This window comes from Mycobacterium sp. JS623 (genome assembly GCF_000328565.1).
In the GTDB taxonomy this organism is placed as follows: Bacteria; Actinomycetota; Actinomycetes; order Mycobacteriales; family Mycobacteriaceae; genus Mycobacterium.
On record NC_019966.1, the window covers coordinates 411,405 to 429,767 of the forward strand.

Annotated in this window: 14 protein-coding genes and 1 pseudogene; 10 read left to right on the forward strand and 5 right to left on the reverse strand. The window is 65.5% G+C overall.

The window, feature by feature from the left end; genetic code table 11:
• Positions 1–14: 14 nt before the first annotated feature.
• From MYCSM_RS01805 to MYCSM_RS01840, 8 genes and pseudogenes are all read left to right on the forward strand, one after another.
• Positions 15–3,197, forward strand: coding sequence for an ATP-binding protein (locus MYCSM_RS01805; protein ID WP_015304414.1), 3,183 nt, complete (start codon positions 15–17; stop codon positions 3,195–3,197).
• Positions 3,198–4,430: a glycosyltransferase gene (locus MYCSM_RS01810; protein WP_015304415.1), complete on the forward strand. Its 1,233-nt coding sequence runs from the start codon at positions 3,198–3,200 to the stop codon at positions 4,428–4,430. It begins immediately after the preceding gene.
• Between the two features lie 121 nt (positions 4,431–4,551).
• Positions 4,552–4,731: pseudogene (locus MYCSM_RS01815) on the forward strand (hypothetical protein); the annotation flags it as partial.
• A 91-nt stretch (positions 4,732–4,822) separates the two neighbouring features.
• Positions 4,823–6,334 carry an amino acid permease gene (locus MYCSM_RS01820; RefSeq protein ID WP_015304417.1) on the forward strand — a complete coding sequence of 504 codons (1,512 nt, stop codon included), beginning with the start codon at positions 4,823–4,825 and terminating at the stop codon, positions 6,332–6,334.
• Positions 6,335–6,586: 252 nt separating this feature from the next.
• Positions 6,587–8,446, forward strand: a complete 1,860-nt coding sequence (dnaK, locus tag MYCSM_RS01825; RefSeq protein ID WP_015304418.1) for a molecular chaperone DnaK — start codon at positions 6,587–6,589, stop codon at positions 8,444–8,446.
• Positions 8,443–9,096: a nucleotide exchange factor GrpE gene (gene grpE / locus MYCSM_RS01830; protein ID WP_015304419.1), complete on the forward strand. Its 654-nt coding sequence runs from the start codon at positions 8,443–8,445 to the stop codon at positions 9,094–9,096. Before dnaK ends, grpE begins: the two co-directional genes overlap by 4 nt.
• A gap of 42 nt (positions 9,097–9,138) precedes the next feature.
• On the forward strand, positions 9,139–10,305 hold the full coding sequence (gene dnaJ / locus MYCSM_RS01835) for a molecular chaperone DnaJ (RefSeq protein WP_015304420.1): 1,167 nt from the start codon (positions 9,139–9,141) through the stop codon (positions 10,303–10,305).
• The gene (locus MYCSM_RS01840; RefSeq protein ID WP_015304421.1) at positions 10,305–10,685 is read left to right on the forward strand and encodes a heat shock protein transcriptional repressor HspR; all 381 of its coding nucleotides are present in this window, start codon (positions 10,305–10,307) and stop codon (positions 10,683–10,685) included. Before dnaJ ends, MYCSM_RS01840 begins: the two co-directional genes overlap by 1 nt.
• On the opposite strand, the gene MYCSM_RS01845 is transcribed toward MYCSM_RS01840, so the two are convergent.
• From MYCSM_RS01845 to MYCSM_RS01855, 3 genes are read right to left on the reverse strand one after another with little or no spacing between them, the layout of a single operon-like run.
• Positions 10,682–11,581 carry an aldose 1-epimerase gene (locus MYCSM_RS01845; RefSeq protein ID WP_015304422.1) on the reverse strand — a complete coding sequence of 300 codons (900 nt, stop codon included), beginning with the start codon at positions 11,579–11,581 and terminating at the stop codon, positions 10,682–10,684. The genes MYCSM_RS01840 and MYCSM_RS01845 overlap by 4 nt on opposite strands.
• Before the next feature lie 20 nt (positions 11,582–11,601).
• A complete protein-coding gene (locus MYCSM_RS01850) occupies positions 11,602–12,768 on the reverse strand; it encodes an FAD-binding oxidoreductase (RefSeq protein ID WP_015304423.1) in 1,167 nt (388 codons plus the stop codon).
• 11 nt (positions 12,769–12,779) lie between these two features.
• Positions 12,780–13,799: a hypothetical protein gene (locus MYCSM_RS01855; protein ID WP_015304424.1), complete on the reverse strand. Its 1,020-nt coding sequence runs from the start codon at positions 13,797–13,799 to the stop codon at positions 12,780–12,782.
• Between the two features lie 99 nt (positions 13,800–13,898).
• Between MYCSM_RS01855 and MYCSM_RS01860 the strand changes: the two genes are divergently transcribed.
• The gene (locus tag MYCSM_RS01860) at positions 13,899–14,537 is read left to right on the forward strand and encodes a TetR/AcrR family transcriptional regulator (RefSeq protein ID WP_015304425.1); all 639 of its coding nucleotides are present in this window, start codon (positions 13,899–13,901) and stop codon (positions 14,535–14,537) included.
• Here the strand turns inward: MYCSM_RS01860 and MYCSM_RS01865 are convergent.
• Positions 14,532–15,179, reverse strand: coding sequence for a GAP family protein (locus MYCSM_RS01865; RefSeq protein ID WP_015304426.1), 648 nt, complete (start codon positions 15,177–15,179; stop codon positions 14,532–14,534). The genes MYCSM_RS01860 and MYCSM_RS01865 overlap by 6 nt on opposite strands.
• Positions 15,179–15,745, reverse strand: a complete 567-nt coding sequence (locus tag MYCSM_RS01870; RefSeq protein WP_232425706.1) for an Rv0361 family membrane protein — start codon at positions 15,743–15,745, stop codon at positions 15,179–15,181. The genes MYCSM_RS01865 and MYCSM_RS01870 overlap by 1 nt, the downstream gene beginning before the upstream one ends.
• 47 nt (positions 15,746–15,792) lie before the next feature.
• Between MYCSM_RS01870 and clpB the strand changes: the two genes are divergently transcribed.
• Complete coding sequence (clpB, locus tag MYCSM_RS01875) at positions 15,793–18,363, forward strand: ATP-dependent chaperone ClpB (RefSeq protein ID WP_015304428.1); 2,571 nt, start codon at positions 15,793–15,795, stop codon at positions 18,361–18,363.

The window sequence follows — 18,363 nt, forward strand, 5'->3', positions numbered from 1 at the left end:
GAGAGTTCCGGGGGATGATCAGTCCGGTCAGCGAGGCGATGGGTCGCTGTGGGTCGTGCGGTAACGACCTGCGGGCCAAGGCGCGCTTCTGCGACGTATGCGGCGCACCCGTCGCGTCGTCGGCGGTGACCGAGTACAAGCAGGTGACCGTGCTGTTCGTCGACGTGGTCGGTTCGATGAAGCTGGCCGCTGTGCTGCACCCAGAGCGGCTGCGCGAAATCATGAATGAACTGTTCAACCGGGCGGCTGCGGTGGTGCAGCGGTATCAGGGCACGTTGGACAAGTTCACCGGTGACGGGCTGATGGCGTTGTTCGGCGCGCCGGTCGCGCTGGAGGATCACGCGTTGCGGGCCTGTATCGCGGCGCTGGAGATCCAGACGGTCACGCAGGAATTCGCCGTTGACGTCTTTCGCCGCGACAACGTGCGTTTGGAGGTTCGCGCCGGGCTCAACTCCGGTCAGGTCATCGCCGGCTCGATGGGCACCGGTGTCGGCCAGTACACCGCGGTGGGGCACCCGGTAGGTATGGCACAACGGATGGAGTCGGCCGCACCGCCGAGCGGGGTGTTGTGTTCGTTGTCCACGGCACGGCTGGTCGACGGCGCCGCCCACCTCGCGCCCGTCGAAGAGGTTGCGATCAAAGGATCCGACGTGCCGGTGCCAGCGCGGCGCCTGCTCGCAGTGGGCTCGCGCCAAATGGTGTTGGGGCGCAACGAAGGTGCGATGGTCGGTCGTGATGCAGACCTGGATCGTCTGCAGCGCATTTTCGAAAGCAACAGCGGTCATCTGGTCGGCGTGGCCGGCGCAGCGGGGCTGGGCAAGAGCCGGTTGATCGCGGAATTCAGCGCGCTGGCCGCACGCGCGGGCGCGACGACCGTCCTCGCCCGCTGCGACGCCCCGACCACCACGGTGGCATTTCGCGCTGTATCACGGCTGCTGCGGGCGATGTTCAGCCTGGACGGTTTCGATGACGCCGACGCCCGAACTCGCGTGCTGGCCCAGTGCGATGGCGCGCTGAGAGCGGATTCGGCCGACCTGCAGATCCTGTTCGACGTGATGGGCATCGCCGATGCCGACGCACCGCCGTTGCAGGTAAGCGTCGACGGTCGTCGCCGCCGACTGGTGAAGGTGATGTCGGAGGCAGTGTCGGCCCGGCCGGACCGAATTCTGTTCGTGCTGGAGGACGCGCATTGGATCGACGCGCCGAGCGACGAAGTGCTAGCCGATTTCACGACTGCGATCACTGCGACGCAATCGATGTTCGTTACCACGTATCGCCCTGAGTATCGCGGGGCACTGAAGGAGCATGCGGACGAAACTTTCACATTGCAACCGCTGAGCGATGCGATGGCGGTGCGGCTGGTCTGCCAGCTCCTCGGCAGCGACCAGTCGGTGGCTCCTCTTGCGCAACGGATTGCCGTTGCCGCGGTGGGTAATCCGTTCTTCGTCGAGGAGATCGTGCGCGATCTGGCCGACCGCGGCGTGCTCGCTGGCAGCCGCGGCGGCTATCGACTGGTCGGCGGTGTGGATGAGATCGGTGTGCCGGCCACGGTGCAATCGGTACTCGCAGCGCGCATCGATCGTCTGCCGGCAGAGGCCAAGGCAATTGTGAACGCGGCGGCGGTGATCGGCACCCGGTTTGACATCGATACGCTGCAGGCTCTTCTTCCGAACAGGATTTCGTCGGCGTTGGCTGACTTGGTCTCGGCCGAGCTGATCGATCAAACAGAATTCATTCCGCGACAACGGTATTGCTTCCGACATCCGCTGGTGCGCACGGTCGCCTATGAATCGCAGCTGAGCACCACGCGCGCACATGCGCATCTCAAGTTGGCCTCTGCGATTGAGACACGCGATCCCGCGGCGGGTGACGAGAATGCGGCGCTGATCGCCACACATCTAGAAGCGGCAGGCGAACTCGCCGACGCATACCGCTGGCGTATGCGCGCAGCGGAATGGCTTCGGCCCCGCGACATGGCGGCAGCCCGTGCCCAATGGCTAGGTGCGAGCCGCCTTGCCGACCAGTTAGGCGACGACGACACCGCCATCACGATGCGCATCGCGCCACGCACCATGCTGATCTCGACAGCATCCTACGTCGGTATCGATGACGATGGCGATGAGCAGTATCGCGAGTTACGGGAACTGGCATCGCAAGCCGGCGACCTGAGGTCTTGGGGTATCGCGACGGCGGGACGCATCATGTCGTTCACCTTCAATGAGACCAGAGTTCCCGAAGCTGCCGCGTTGGCGAGGGAACTCGAAGGCACGCTGCGCCAGATGGATTGGGACGCCGTACCGGAGATCGACATCATTCTCATTGCCGTGCTCCGTGCGTACTACGCCAACTGCGACTTCGACGCGGCCCTGGCGGTGAGTGACGCGCTCCTCGCACGGCCCCAACAGGAGACGACGATCGAGTTCGCGGGGAATTTCACGTTTCGGGGAGTTATCGAGATGTGCCGCGGCGACTTCGAGATCGGCCGACGGCATTTTCGAAAAGGAATGCAGAACGCGAGGGCCCTGCCGCCGGTCAGCGCCGCGATCATCCACTCGTTCACGGGTCTCATCGTTGCCATGGGCCTTTACGAGCCTGACGACTTGGTGGACGAGATGTTCGAGGTGCTACGGCGGGCCGAGTCATTTGGCGACATCTGCGGCATCATCGACGCGCAATTCGCATATGGCACGGTGCTACTACGCGCGCGCGGTCCGTCGCGGGACGAGGCGATCGAAGTACTCGAACGCGCCCGCGACAGCATCGAGAAGTACAGGATACAGACCAACACGATGGCCGTCATCGGTGCTGACCTTGCGACCGAGGCCGCGCGCAATGGACGCAGCGACGAAGCGATTGATGAGCTCCGTGCTCTGTTCGGCCTTCACATGGACAGTGGCATTCGAGTCGAAATCGGCTGTGCCGGTGAGGCACTCGTCACGCTGCTCATCGACCGCGGACGCGTCGAGGACTTCGCTGACGCCCATCGAATCGTCGACGAGTGGCAGGTCAGACGACCAGGGATTCCCGCCGCGGATCTGTGGTGGTTGAAGTCGCGCGCGTTGTTAGCAGAGGCCGAGGGCGACACGGATCGGTACGCCGAGTTGACCCAACAATACCTTGAGCTCTGCGAAAAGCTCGACGCCCGTGGGCTGCTGGCCGAAGCACGTCGAATGGTTGATACAGGGAGGGTGACATAAGTGGCAAAGATATTGGCGTACACATCGCCCGCGCTTGGTCACGCGCTGCCGATCAGCGCGCTGCTCTCGGAGCTTGGCCGCCGCGGCCACACAGTTCATCTGCGCACGCTGCGTGCCGGTGTCGAGACCGGACAACGGCTCGGGTTCACAACCGACACAATCGATCCCCGGATCGAGGCGATCGAGCACGACGACTGGAAGGCGAGCAAAGCGCCCGACGGGCTGAAACGCGCTTTCGCGGTGTTCGGTCGACGCGCCCCGCTAGAAGTGGTTGATCTCACCGATGCGGTTGGGCACGTGAAGCCGGACGCGCTGCTTGTCGACGTGTTGTGCTGGGGTGCGTTGTCGGCCGCGGAAGCGGGCAGCGTTCCGTGGGCCTGTTTCTCGCCATTCACGCCCCTGCTGCGCGCAGAGGGGATGCCGCCCTTCGGGCCTGGGCTGAAACCGATGTCGAACGTCCTCGGACGCGTTCGTGACAACGTACTCCGGGCCATGATGCGTGGCACAGTCAACAGCGGATTGCCTGCTCTCAATGCGGTTCGCGAAGATCTGGGACTGCAGCGGGTCGCCTCGATGGACGAGTTTTGGCGTCGCGCACCGCTGATGTTGGTCGCGAGCGGCAGGCCGTTCGAATATCCACATGCCGACTATGGCGACGCCGTCCAGATGGTCGGCCCATGCGCACTTGATCCAGGAGACGCTGTTCCACATTGGCTGATGTCCATCGACCGGCCGATCGTCCTCGTGACGACCTCGTCGGAGAAACAGGGTGATGACAACCTGGTGCAGACGGCGTTGGCAGCATTAGCGGATGAACCGGTACACGTGGTCGCGACCGTTCCCGCCGGAGACCCGGACGAGGTGCCGATGACCTCCAATGCCACTGTCTGCCGACTCGTCCCGCATGGCCCGGTGCTCGATCGTGCGGTGTGCGCGGTGACGCACGGCGGGATGGGAGCAACTCAAAAGGCCTTGGCCCGTGGGGTTCCGGTGTGCGTCGTACCATTTGGGCGCGATCAGTTCGAGGTTGCGCGACGCGTCGAGGTAGCCCGGTGCGGCACCCGGCTGCCGGCGAAAAAACTGTCGGCAGAACGTCTCCGGGCAAAGGTGCGGGAGGCGATGACAATGTCCGACGGCGCGAGACGCGTTGCTGAGGGCTTCGCGGCCACCGGTGGCGTAGCGCGCGGCGCAGATCTCTTCGAACAGCGCGTGCTGGGACTCCGGGTCAGCTGAGCGCTGAGCAGATGCTCGGCCAAGACGCAGCCGAACTAGACTTAACTCCATTTGGCGAGCGTCACAACCCCAGAGGGTGTATCACTGGTACACCGTCGTTCGGTCTATCGAGGTGGGTCAGATGGCACGCGTTGATTTGTTTGCGAAGATTCCGTTGATCGGAATGACCCTGGTGTTCCTGGCGATGTTCATTGTCGCCGTGACCGCGTATCTGCATGCCGGTTGGTACTCGATAATCGGCTACGCGATCGCGGCCGTCGTCGCAGTGTGCGGCTTCGTCATGACATTTCGTGATGTCAGCGATACGCCAGGCCCCCCGGAGCACTGGGATCCCCGTGGCAACCCCATCGATCCGTCGTCACCCCAAAACTGACTAGCGCGAGGACTGGCTCATGACCACCGAACCCCAGCAGTCTGTGTACGACAACTCCGCGCTGACGGCGGAGGACGAGGGCTACCACAAGGGCCTCAAACCCCGGCAGTTGCAGATGATCGCAATCGGCGGAGCCATCGGCACCGGACTGTTCCTCGGCGCCGGCGGACGACTACACAACGCCGGCCCCGGCTTGTTCTTGAGCTACGCGTTCTGCGGCATCTTTGTCTTCCTGATCCTGCGGGCGCTGGGCGAACTCGTGCTGCATCGGCCGTCATCCGGGTCCTTCGTGTCGTATGCGCGCGAATTCCTCGGCGAGAAGGCGGCGTTCGTCGCCGGTTGGATGTACTGGTTGAACTGGGCATTCACGGCCATTGTCGATTCGACGGCAATCGCCACCTACTTCCATTACTGGAAGGCGTTAGCGGGCGTGCCGCAGTGGCTGATCGCACTGCTTGCGCTGGCAGCTGTGGTGAGCATCAACCTCATTTCGGTCACCCTGTTCGGGGAGCTCGAGTTTTGGGCTGCGGCTATCAAAGTCCTTGCGCTGCTGACCTTTCTGGTCGCGGGCACCATTTTTCTTGCCGGCCGGTACCACATTCAAGGGCAGTCCACCGGTTTCAGCGTGATCGCGCACAACGGCGGGATCTTCCCGCAAGGCATGTTCCCCCTGGTCATTGTCATGTCCGGCGTCGTGTTTGCTTATGCCGCAGTAGAACTCGTCGGAACAGCGGCCGGTGAGACCGCCCATCCGCACAAGATCATGCCGCGTGCGATCAACTCGGTGATCGCCCGTATCGCAGTGTTCTACGTCGGTTCACTGTTCCTGCTGGCGCTTCTTCTCCCGTACAACACCTACAAGGCCGGGGAGAGCCCGTTCGTCACGTTCTTTTCCAGGATCGGGGTCGAGGGCGCGGGCACGGTCATGAACATCGTCGTGCTGACCGCCGCGTTCTCCAGCCTCAACGCCGGGTTGTACTCGACCGGCCGAATCCTGCGGTCGATGGCGATGAACGGCAGCGCACCGAAATTTACTGCAGTGATGTCCAGTCGCGGCGTGCCATACGGCGGCATCTTCCTGACCGCGGCCGTCGGGTTGTTCGGCGTCATCCTCAACTTTCTGGTGCCCGGCCAGGCGTTCGAAATCGTGCTCAACATCGCGGCGCTCGGCATCATCGCGTCCTGGGGCACCATCGTCATCTGTCAAATTCAGCTCTACCGCTGGTCGAAGCGCGGCATCCTCGAGCGGCCGTCATTCCGCTTGTGGGGCACGCCGTACACCGGCTATGCCACGCTGGCGTTCCTGGTCGGCGTCGTCGTGCTGATGGCGTTTGACCCGCCGATCGGCACCTGGACCGTCGCCACCCTGGTGATCATCATTCCGGCACTCATCATCGGGTGGTACGCGGTCCGCGGACGGGTGATGGAGGTCGCTCGGGAACGACAGGGCTTCACCGGCCAGTTCCCGGTCGTCGCCAACCGCCCGCTGCCACGCGACAAGGATGACAAAGACAAGGACAAGGACAAGTGACCTAACCAGTCACTTCGAGCCAACCGCGGAACAGTGGCTTCAGCGCCACTCGACGAGACCGAGCTCGATCAGCCGGGTGGCTGTCGTCGGCGTGTCGGTCCCCCCGGGAACAATTTCCGCCGGCCCGCCGTTGACCACTTCGACAGTTGAGTGATATCGACTCAAGTCTGGATTGACACGGTAGGGTCGATCGGAGCAGTCTTGAGTGCGGTGCACTCAGACCCCTAGCAGGACTAATCAGGAGGCAAAACCATGGCTCGTGCGGTCGGAATCGACCTCGGGACCACCAACTCCGTCGTCGCCGTGCTCGAAGGCGGCGACCCGGTTGTGATCGCCAATTCGGAGGGCTCCCGCACCACGCCGTCGGTTGTCGCGTTCGCGCGCAACGGCGAGGTGCTGGTCGGACAGCCCGCCAAGAACCAGGCGGTGACCAACGTCGACCGCACCATCCGGTCGGTCAAGCGCGAAATGGGCACCGACTGGTCCATCGAGATCGACGGCAAGAAGTACACCGCGCAGGAGATCAGTGCGCGCGTGCTGATGAAGCTCAAGCGCGACGCCGAGAGCTACCTGGGTGAGGACATCACCGACGCGGTGATCACCGTGCCCGCGTACTTCAACGACGCCCAGCGCCAAGCCACCAAGGAGGCCGGCCAGATCGCGGGGCTCAACGTGCTGCGCATCGTCAACGAACCGACCGCCGCGGCGCTGGCCTACGGCCTCGACAAGGGCGAGAAGGAACAGACCATCCTGGTCTTCGACCTCGGCGGCGGCACCTTCGACGTCTCGCTGCTGGAGATCGGTGAGGGCGTCGTCGAGGTCCGCGCGACCTCGGGTGACAACCACCTCGGTGGCGACGACTGGGATCAGCGCATCGTCGACTGGCTCGTCGAAAAGTTCAAGGGCACCACTGGCATTGACCTGACCAAGGACAAGATGGCGATGCAGCGGCTGCGTGAAGCCGCCGAGAAGGCCAAGATCGAACTCTCGAGCTCGCAGAGCACGTCGATCAACCTGCCCTACATCACCGTCGATGCGGACAAGAACCCGCTGTTCCTCGACGAGCAGCTGACCCGCGCCGAATTCCAGCGCATCACACAGGATCTGCTGGATCGCACGCGCAAGCCGTTCCAGTCGGTGATCGCCGACACCGGCATCTCGGTGGCCGACATCGACCACGTCGTGCTCGTCGGCGGTTCGACGCGTATGCCCGCTGTTTCCGATCTTGTCAAGGAGATGACTGGCGGCAAGGAGCCCAACAAGGGCGTCAACCCCGACGAGGTTGTCGCAGTGGGCGCCGCACTGCAGGCCGGCGTGCTCAAGGGCGAGGTGAAAGACGTTCTGCTGCTTGACGTCACGCCGCTGTCCCTCGGGATCGAAACCAAGGGTGGCGTGATGACCAAGCTGATCGAGCGCAACACCACGATCCCGACCAAGCGGTCGGAGACCTTCACCACGGCCGACGACAACCAACCCTCGGTGCAAATCCAGGTCTATCAGGGTGAGCGCGAAATCGCTTCGCACAACAAGCTGCTCGGCAGCTTCGAGCTGACCGGCATCCCGCCGGCTCCGCGTGGCGTGCCGCAGATCGAGGTCACGTTCGACATCGACGCCAACGGCATCGTGCACGTCACCGCGAAAGACAAGGGCACCGGTAAGGAGAACACGATTCGAATCCAGGAGGGCTCCGGCCTTTCCAAGGAGGAGATCGATCGGATGATCAAGGACGCCGAGGCGCACGCCGAGGAGGACCGCACGCGTCGCGAGGAGGCCGACGTCCGCAACCAGGCCGAGTCGCTGGTGTACCAGACGGAGAAGTTCGTCAAGGAGCAGCGCGAAGCCGACGGCGGCTCGAAGGTCCCCGAGGACACCTTGACAAAGGTGGACAGCGCGATCGCCGAAGCCAAGACGGCCCTGGCGGGCACCGACATCTCGGCGATCAAGGCCGCGATGGAGAAGTTGGGCGTCGAGTCGCAGGCGCTGGGCCAGGCCATCTATGAGGCCACCCAGGCCGAGGGCGGCACCGGTGGAGCGGATGCCGGACCGGCTGGCTCCTCGCAGGATGATGTCGTGGACGCCGAGGTTGTCGACGATGACCGGGAGAACAAGTGAGCCAAAACGATTCGCACGAGCCGGTGACCGTCACCGACAAACGGCGTATCGATCCCGAGACTGGCGAAATCCGTGAATCGGCGACCGGGCCGGCCCCTAGTGGGCCGGCCCCGGGAGCCGCCGCGGCTGGAGCCGCGCAAACGGAATCCGAGGGATCGGCGTCCGAAGAAGTCACCGAGCTGAAATCCACCCTGCAGCGCGTGAAGGCGGAGTACGACAACTACCGCAAGCGCGCACTGCGCGACCAGCAGTTGGCCGCCGAGCGGACCAAGGTCGCCGTTGTGACCCAACTGCTTCCGGTGCTCGATGACCTCGATCGCGCCCGCAGCCACGGTGACCTGGAGTCCGGGCCGCTGAAGTCCGTGGCCGACAAGCTGGCGACTGTCCTTGAAGGGCTTGGTCTTTCGGGATTCGGCGACGAAGGCGACGCGTTCGACCCGGCGCTGCATGAGGCCGTTCAGCACGAGGGCGAGGGAACGCATCCCATCGTCGGTTCGGTGATGCGGCGCGGCTACCGGGTGGGCGAGCAGGTCGTGCGCCACGCCCTCGTCGGCGTGGTCGACACGGTCCCGGACGTCGAGGAAGTCACCGGCAATGAAGACACGCCCGATAACGGCGACGAGCCGGCTGACCAGGCCGCAGAATCGTAAGAACGACTACTACCAAGAGAACAGGTAAGGAGGTGACGCGGTATGGCCCAACGAGAATGGGTCGAGAAGGACTTCTACAAGGAGCTCGGCGTCTCCTCTGAGGCCAGCGCCGACGAGATCAAGCGGGCCTATCGGAAGTTGGCCCGCGATCTTCATCCCGACACCAACTCCGACCCGAGCGCCGCAGAGCGGTTCAAGGCGGTGTCCGAGGCGCACAGCGTGCTGTCGGATCCGGCCAAGCGCAAGGAGTACGACGAGACCCGACGCCTGTTCGCGGGTGGCGGATTCGGCCGGGGCCGGTTCTCCGGCGGCAACTTCGGCGGATTCGGCGGCGACGGCACGGAGTTCAACCTGAACGACTTGTTCGATGCGGCCGGGCAAACCGGCGGGGCGAACATCGGTGACCTGTTCGGGGGACTGTTTGGCCGTGGCGCTCAGCCGCGTCCCAGCCGCCCCCGGCGCGGCAACGATCTGGAGACCGAAACCGAGCTGTCGTTCATGGAGGCCACCAAGGGTGTGGCGATGCCGTTGCGGCTCACCAGCCCGGCGCCGTGCACGAATTGCCATGGCAGCGGGGCACGTCCGGGCACCAGCCCGAAAGTGTGCCCGAACTGCAACGGGTCCGGTGTCGTCAGTCGCAATCAGGGCGCGTTCGGGTTCTCCGAGCCATGCACCGAATGCCGGGGCAGCGGCTCGATCATCGAGCACCCGTGCACCGAATGTCAGGGCACCGGGGTGACCACCCGCACCCGAACCATCAATGTGCGGATCCCGCCTGGCGTCGAGGATGGCCAACGGATCCGGTTGGCGGGCCAGGGCGAGGCCGGTCTGCGAGGAGCACCGTCTGGTGACCTGTACGTGACTGTTCATGTCAGGCCGGACAAGGTGTTTGGCCGTGACGGCGACGACCTCACGGTCTCCGTTCCTGTCGCATTCCACGAGTTGGCGCTGGGCACAACGCTTTCGGTGCCGACGCTGGAGGGCAAGGTCGGTGTCCGGGTGCCCAAGGGCACCTCTGACGGCCGGATCCTGCGGGTGCGTGGCCGCGGCGTACCGAAACGCTCTGGGGGCCACGGCGACCTGCTCGTCACCGTCAAGGTCGCAGTGCCGCCGAACTTGGAAGGTGAAGCGGCCGAGGCCCTGGAGGCTTACGCGAAAGCGGAGCGCGCCAGCGGTTTTGACCCGCGGGCCGGTTGGGCAGGTGCGTAGTGGCAAAGAAGGACGACGCCCGCACGTTTCTGATTTCGGTGGCCGCCGAGCTGGCCGGCATGCATGCGCAGACGTTGCGCACGTACGACCGGCTCGGCCTGGTCAGCCCCCAGCGCAGCTCGGGCGGCGGGCGCCGCTACTCGCAGCATGATGTTGACCTGCTGCGCGAGGTACAGCGGCTGTCGCAGGACGAGGGTGTGAACCTGGCCGGCATCAAGCGCATCATCGAGCTGACCAATCAGGTCGAGGCGCTGCAGTCTCGGCTGCGCGAAATGGCAGACGAGTTGGAGCAATTGCGCGCGCGCCAGCGTCGCGATGTTGCGGTGGTGCCGAAGAGTACGGCGGTCGTCGTCTGGCAGCCACGCAAGGGCAGCCGCTAGCTCACCCTGATTGAGAACACCGCGGTGTCCGGCACACCCGGCCGCGCAGTTCGGTAACCGCCGCGCCGCAGCGCATCGGTTGGCGCGGTCATCGGCTCGAAGCACATGACGGTCTCGCTCGCGGGCGCGAACACCTGCGCCGCCGGATAACCCCGCTCGAAGCACACCTCGAGCCGACGGCCGCCTCCCGAAACTGCGAATACCGCTCCCTCGGCGACCTGATCGAATCCGTCGTCAAACAGCTTGTCGCCCAATGGTTCTGAGTCGGCCGTGCTTTCCGCCGTCGCGCCGTTCGGGATGCCGGTGTCGTCGAGCATCATGTGACGCATCGTCGGCATTTCAATCTGCCACTCCGACCGTGGCACGTCGGGCAGTTGCAAATACGGGTGATAGCCATACGCCACCGGCACCGCCCTGTCGGCCGTCGGCGTCACCGTCGTGCTGACCGTCAGCGTCCTCTCAGACAGTTCAACGGTCATCTCGAGCAGATGCGGAAATGGGAAGCTCGCCAGCAGTTCGGCGTGCGCCCCGAAATCCAACTCGGCCGTGAGCTTCTGCTCGGCGACCTCCCGTGTGCGCCATCCGGGGTAACCGGCCAGCAGACCGTGAATTGGCAGGCCGTTGTTGTCGGTGTGCACGCCGTATGCGTCCGGCGCCAGCGTGACAACCGAGCCATCGACGGCATATGTCCTGGCGCTCAACCGATTTGCCCACGGATACAACAGCGGGATTCCCATCGTCTTGCCTGCAGACAGGTAGGCGTCCAGCCCGCGCCGCTGGCCAAGCAGTTCGGTGCCGGCATCCGACAGCGACGTAGCGATCATGCCCGCGCCGGGCACGTAAACCGCAGACAGGCCGGACGAGTCGCGAAGCGTGACGGTCTCGAGCTCGGGCACGATTGCCGATCCTGCCACGCCTAGCTGGCGAGTGGATCGTGTTGAATGCGCTCAACCGGCGCACCCTTTGCGACGAGCGCTGCCTTCGTGGCCTCGACCATCGCAGGCCCACCACAGATCAGAATCTGCCGGTCGCCCCAGCCGCCATAGCGCGTCACCACGTCCGGCAGCAGGCCGGTCTGTCGCACATGCAAACCACGCGGCGGCTCGACATCGGGATACTCGGCGGCCCACGGCGGATCGGTGTTGAACTCCGACACCGGCGTCACCGACAGCCACGGGTTGGTCGACGCGATCTGCCACAGCGTGCGCAGGTCATAGAGCTCGCTCGGATAGCGGGCGCCGAAGAACAGGTGCACGCGCGGATTCTCGCCGTAGCGGCTGAGGTCCATGATCAGTGTGCGCAACGGCGCGAGACCCGTGCCGCCCGCCACCATGAGCACATCGCCACCGCCGCGGTCGACATGCATTCCGCCGTGCGGGTTGGACAACCGCCACCGGTCGCCGGGCCGAGTCTCGCCGACGATCGCGGTGCTGACCATGCCGCCGGTGACCGAGCGGATGTGAAACTCGATGGCGCCGCCACGGTCGGCGGGAATCGCGGGGCTCAGGTAGCGCCACCGCCGAGGCCACTGCGGCACCTGCACCGTGACGTACTGGCCTGGGTGGTAGTACAGCGGCTGATCCAGTTGCAGCCGGACCACCGAGACGTCGCGGGTGATCCGCAGGTGCTCGGTCACTGTGCCGTCGCGAAACGGCGGACCCTTCTCGGCGTCGGCCGCGCCACGCATCACCCCGATGATCAGCGCGACGGCGTCCTGGGCTGTGCCGGCGAGCCGGTCGTCCCAGCTCTCGATCAATTGGCTGCGCAGCGTCGTCAGCAATGCGTCCTGCATGCTGTCGTAATGCCGTTGCGAGACACCGTATTTGCGATGGTCGCGGCCCAGCTGAGCCAAAAACGCCACCGGCTCCTCGGCCCGCTGGGCGATCAGCTCGGCGAACAACCACGTGATCACCTTGGCGAACGCGGCGCGCTGGGCAGCCATATCGGGCGGGAAGAGGTCGCGGGCCGAGGTGTCGATCGCGAACCAGCGGGTGTAGAACCGGCGGATCAATCCTTCGGACCCGAGCGCAGGATCGACGGCGTTGCGCAGAAGCAGCAGCGCATCACGGTCCTCGAGTCCCACGCCGCCCGAGTTTAGGCGCGCGCAGACCTGGCCTGGCGAACGGCGGCGAGCACGACCAGCCCGAAACCGGCCACCGTCCAGCAGGTCAGCACCACGATCGCGGTGGTCGCGCCTGCGCCGTCGAAGAACGCGGTCGACCGCAGCAACGTCGCGGTCGCACCCTGCGGCAACCACTGGCCAAGCGTGCCCCAGCCACTTGGCAACATTTCGGGCGCGCTGTTCAGTCCCGACAGCGGGTTGCCCAGCAGCAACGCCAGCAGCGCGCCGATGGCGAGGCCGACCCGGCCGAACAACGAGCCAAGGCCCAGCATCGTCAGCCCTGCGGCCAGCAGGCCCAACGTGAGACCGGCCGCAACACCCCAGATGTTCTGGTCGATGGAGCCGAACACATAGCGCAGCAGCGCCGCGATCGTGACGCCCGCCCCTGCGGCGAACACCACGGCCCCGACGAAGCGGGTCCACACCTCGCGCCGCAGTAGCAACACCAAGGCGACTCCCGGCAGTAGGCCGGCCAAGGTGATCGGCAGTGCTGAGGCGGCCAGGCCTGCGCCGCGCGGATCCTGAGCGGTCGGCGGCGCGAGGTCCACGGTGTGCAGCGGCACGCCCGCTTGCTGCGCGATGCCGTTGCCGATCTGTGTCAACATCTGCGCGACCATCGGGCTACCGCCGGTGGCGATCAGCAGGCTCCGGCCGTCCTGCCCAAACGAAATGCCGCCGTACACATCGCGATTGCGGATCGCGTCGCGCAGTGCCGCCTCGCCGGGGTAGTAGGTGATCGCGAACGCGCCGGGAGCGTGCTGGTCGAGCATGTCGGCGACTTGGCCACTGGCGGCTTGAGGGCCGGCCGCACCGACCGGGATGTGGTGTGGTTTCGAGCGCGCGGCAGGCAATGCAAACGCGATCGCGAGGATAGCCAGCGCGACAGTGAGCGCGACGATGATGCCGGTGGCGCGCAGCGCCGCGGGCGGTTCATGGATGGGTGACGCGTGGTGGGTGTGCCGGACCGGCGTGCCCAGCGGTGTCCCAGTCATGGGGAGTCCTTTTCATCCGACGTTGAATTAATCCCTCCGTGCGAGCGTAACGCTGCACTGAGCGAATTTCAACAACTATTGAAATGATACTGTCGGGATATGCCGCCACCAGCCAAGACAACGAAGCGCAGGGGTCGACGTCAGGGCGAACCGGTGTCGCGCGAGGCCGTGCTGGCGGCGGCCAAACATCGGTTCGCCACCGAGGGCTACGAGAAGACGACGCTGCGCGCGATCGCAGCGGACGCGCACGTCGACCCGTCGATGGTGCTCTACCTGTTCGGCTCGAAGGAGGCGCTGTTCCGTGAATCGCTGCGCCTGATCCTCGACCCCGATGTGTTGGTCGCCGCGCTCACCGGCGATACCGGCGACGAACCCGACATCGGTACTCGAATGGTGCGCACGTATCTGCGGATGTGGGAAACACCCGACACCGCGGCGAGTATGCGGGCGATGCTGCAATCGGCGACGTCGAACGCCGACGCGCACGATGCATTCCGCGGCTTCATGCAGAACTACGTGCTGACCGCGGTGTCGGGGGTGTTGGGCGGCGACGAGCGTGCCCGGCTGCGGGCGATGCTGGCCGCCAGCCAGCTCGTCGGAACGGCCATGCTGCGCTACATCATCGAGGTGCCGCCACTTGCGACACTGTCACCCGATGACGTGGTGGCGCTGATCGCGCCGACGGTGACGCGGTACTTGACGGCCGACGCGGATCAGCTAGGACTGCCCGAGCTATAACCCGTGAATTCCCTTGTACAGCACCAGAAGACCGATCACGACCAGAATGACGGCGACGAGCGCGGCGTGCTGCTGCTCCATCCAGTCCTTGAGCCGTCGCAGGGGTTCGTCGAGTCTGTCACCCGACACCGCGTAGGCGAGGATCGGAATCGCCACCGTCGACCCGGCGACCGCCACGTACCAAACCACGGCACTCCACACACCAGTGCTACCGAGCCCGTCGGTGCCGATCGCGAAACCCGCTGCGGCGCACATGAATAGCACCTTGGGGTTGACGACGGTCAGCGCCGCTGCGGCGAGCCCGGCGCGAACCGGGGTGAGCTTGCCGAGACTCTGCATCCAGCCCGGGGTATGCGCAGCCCGCTTGCGGGTCAGCCAACGGTAGATTCCGAACACGATCAACGCCGCGCCGACCCCGATGCGGACCCACGACGCCCAGACGGGCGGCTTGCTGAGATCTACCAGCAGATTTGAGATCTCGAGGAAGATGACCGTCAGCGCCGCAAGGCCGAGCAGCCAGCCGGCCAAGAAGGACAGCCCCGTCGGTCGCGGCCGCGGGGTGTGCAACACCAGCACCGCCGGAATGATCGACAGCGGCGAGAGTGCGACCACCAACGCCAGGGGGATGAGTTCGGTGAGCACTATATGTATTGACCAGCGTCGTAGCGGCAGGCTTTCCAATCGGTGCCATCGCGACGAAATTCCACGTCGAACGTCTTGGGGTTTGCGCGGTTGGCGGCCTGGAATCGAACGTTGGCAACCGCGTCCCCGCCGGTCACCTGAACCGAGTTGATGGTGATCTGCGTGGGCCCGTCGGATTTTCTGCTCGCATACCAGCCCGCTTCGAAGCCGGCCGCCTTGCGGATGTTGTCGCACAGATGGGTGGCGAACTCGGTGAAATCGGTGCGGTTGTAGGAGCCGTTCATCCCGTTGAGAACCGCGCGCACCTGGTCTTCATCGGTGGCCGCCTGGGCCGTCGCAGACGACAGTGTCACCAAACTCGCGACGACCATCACCACCCAGCGCACCGACCTAGCCTGACCCATGGCTTCTCGCCCGCTGATGCGGCACGCCGTAACTGCCGAAAAACCGCCCCTCGAGACTGCGGCCAGATCGCGATCGGCGAGGATCTTGCGATCTTCCAGCAAGCTCGTGGCAAAATAGTCAGACTTGAGCGGAACAGACTCAACCTTGACGACGTTGAACATCCCGACAAGCATTTACCTGGCCCTTTTCGAATGATCGGAGGACCGTCGTGGACTCTTTCAACCCGACGACCAAGACTCAGGCGGCGCTGACCGCGGCACTGCAGGCGGCAACGGCCGCAGGCAATCCGCAGATCACGCCCGCCCACCTGTTGATGGCACTGCTCACCCAAAACGATGGCATTGCCGCTCCACTATTGGAGGCCGTCGGCGTCGAACCTGCGACTATCCGCGCCGAGACGCAACGGCTCCTCGACCGGCTGCCCAGCGCCAGCGGCGCTGCCTCACAGCCGCAGCTCAGCCCGCAGTCGCTGGCCGCGATCACGGCTGCCCAAAGTCTCGCCACCGAGATGGACGACGAGTACGTCTCGACCGAGCACTTGATGGTCGGCCTGGCGGGAGGATTAGGCGGCTCGGCCGCCGCAGCCGATTCCGACGTGGCCAAGCTGCTGACGGGCCACGGCGCATCGCCTCAAGCCCTGAGGGAGGCGTTCGTCAAGGTGCGCGGCAGCGCCCGCGTCACCAGCCCGGATCCCGAAGGCAGCTACCAGGCGCTGGAGAAGTACTCCACCGACCTGACTGAGCGCGCCCGCGAAGGCAAGCTCGACCCAGTCATTGGGCGCGACAACGAGATTCGTCGCGTCGTGCAGGTGCTCTCCAGGCGCACCAAGAACAACCCGGTGCTCATCGGTGAGCCCGGCGTCGGTAAGACCGCGATCGTCGAGGGCCTGGCCCAGCGCATCGTGGCCGGCGACGTGCCCGAAAGCCTGCGCGACAAGTCCGTCGTCTCGCTGGACCTCGGTTCGATGGTGGCAGGTGCGAAGTACCGCGGCGAGTTCGAGGAACGGCTCAAGGCCGTGCTCGACGACATCAAGAACTCCGCGGGGCAGATCATCACGTTCATCGACGAGCTGCACACCATCGTCGGCGCCGGCGCGACCGGCGAGGGCGCGATGGATGCGGGCAACATGATCAAGCCGATGCTGGCCCGCGGCGAACTGCGCCTGGTCGGCGCGACCACCCTCGACGAGTACCGCAAGTACATCGAGAAGGACGCCGCGCTGGAGCGCCGCTTCCAGCAGGTGTTCGTCGGTGAACCGTCGGTCGAAGACACCGTCGGCATCCTGCGCGGTCTGAAGGACCGCTACGAGGTGCACCACGGCGTACGCATCACCGACTCGGCGCTGGTCGCGGCGGCCACGCTGTCCGACCGCTACATCACCGCCCGGTTCCTGCCGGACAAGGCCATCGACCTGGTCGACGAGGCCGCGTCGCGGCTGCGCATGGAGATCGACTCCCGGCCCGTCGAGATCGACGAGGTCGAGCGCCTGGTCCGTCGCCTCGAGATCGAGGAAATGGCGCTGGCCAAGGAAGAAGACGCCGCGTCCAAGGAGCGGCTCGAGAAGCTGCGCGCCGAACTTGCCGACCAGAAGGAGAAGCTGGCCGAGCTGACCACCCGCTGGCAGAACGAGAAGAGCGCCATCGACGTGGTCCGCGAGCTCAAGGAACAGCTCGAGGAGCTGCGTGGTGAAGCGGACCGCGCCGAACGCGACGGCAACCTCGAGAAGGCGGCTGAGCTGCGCTACGGCCGCATCCCCGAGCTCGAGAAGAAGCTCGACGCGGCGCTGCCGCACGCCGAGGCCCGCGAGGACGTCATGCTCAAGGAAGAGGTCGGGCCCGACGACATCGCCGACGTGGTGTCCGCGTGGACCGGCATTCCGGCGGGCCGCATGCTCGAGGGCGAAACGGCCAAGCTGCTGCGGATGGAAGACGAGCTGGGCAAGCGCGTCGTCGGGCAGCGCAAGGCCGTGCAGGCCGTGTCTGACGCCGTGCGGCGCAGCCGTGCCGGGGTCGCCGACCCGAACCGGCCGACTGGCTCGTTCATGTTCCTCGGCCCCACCGGCGTCGGTAAGACCGAGCTGGCCAAGGCGCTTGCGGAGTTCCTGTTCGACGACGAACGCGCGATGGTCCGCATCGACATGAGCGAGTACGGCGAGAAGCACTCCGTGGCCCGACTCGTCGGCGCGCCTCCCGGCTACGTCGGCTACGACCAGGGCGGTCAGCTGACCGAGGCGGTGCGGCGGCGGCCGTACACGGTGATCCTGTTCGACGAGATCGAAAAGGCCCACCCCGACGTGTTCGACGTGCTGCTGCAGGTGCTCGACGAGGGCAGGCTGACCGACGGCCAGGGCCGCACGGTCGACTTCCGCAACACGATCCTGATCCTGACGTCCAACCTGGGTTCGGGCGGGACGGAAGAGCAGGTGATGGCCGCGGTGCGCTCGGCGTTCAAGCCCGAGTTCATCAACCGGCTCGACGACGTGATCATCTTCGCCGGCCTCGAGCCCGGTGAGCTGGTGCAGATCGTCGACATCCAGTTGGCCCAGCTGCAGAAGCGACTGGCGCAGCGGCGGCTCACCCTCGAGGTGTCGCTACCGGCCAAGCAGTGGCTGGCCCAGCGCGGGTTCGACCCGCTCTACGGCGCCCGGCCGCTGCGGCGGCTGATCCAGCAGGCCATCGGCGACCAGCTGGCGAAAATGCTGCTGGCCGGCGAGGTGCACGACGGCGACGTCGTTCCGGTCAACGTCAGCGCGGACGGGAATTCACTGGTCCTGGGCTGA

Excerpts from the sequence above, each read along its gene's own strand:
- MYCSM_RS01860 (WP_015304425.1), top strand. The coding sequence starts at position 13,899 with ATGCCGCCACCAGCCAAGACAACGAAGCGCAGGGGTCGACGTCAGGGC.
- dnaK (WP_015304418.1), top strand. The coding sequence starts at position 6,587 with ATGGCTCGTGCGGTCGGAATCGACCTCGGGACCACCAACTCCGTCGTC.
- MYCSM_RS01855 (WP_015304424.1), bottom strand. The coding sequence starts at position 13,799 with ATGACTGGGACACCGCTGGGCACGCCGGTCCGGCACACCCACCACGCG.
- MYCSM_RS01820 (WP_015304417.1), top strand. The coding sequence starts at position 4,823 with ATGACCACCGAACCCCAGCAGTCTGTGTACGACAACTCCGCGCTGACG.
- MYCSM_RS01870 (WP_232425706.1), bottom strand. The coding sequence starts at position 15,745 with ATGTTCAACGTCGTCAAGGTTGAGTCTGTTCCGCTCAAGTCTGACTAT.
- dnaJ (WP_015304420.1), top strand. The coding sequence starts at position 9,139 with ATGGCCCAACGAGAATGGGTCGAGAAGGACTTCTACAAGGAGCTCGGC.
- MYCSM_RS01805 (WP_015304414.1), top strand. The coding sequence starts at position 15 with ATGATCAGTCCGGTCAGCGAGGCGATGGGTCGCTGTGGGTCGTGCGGT.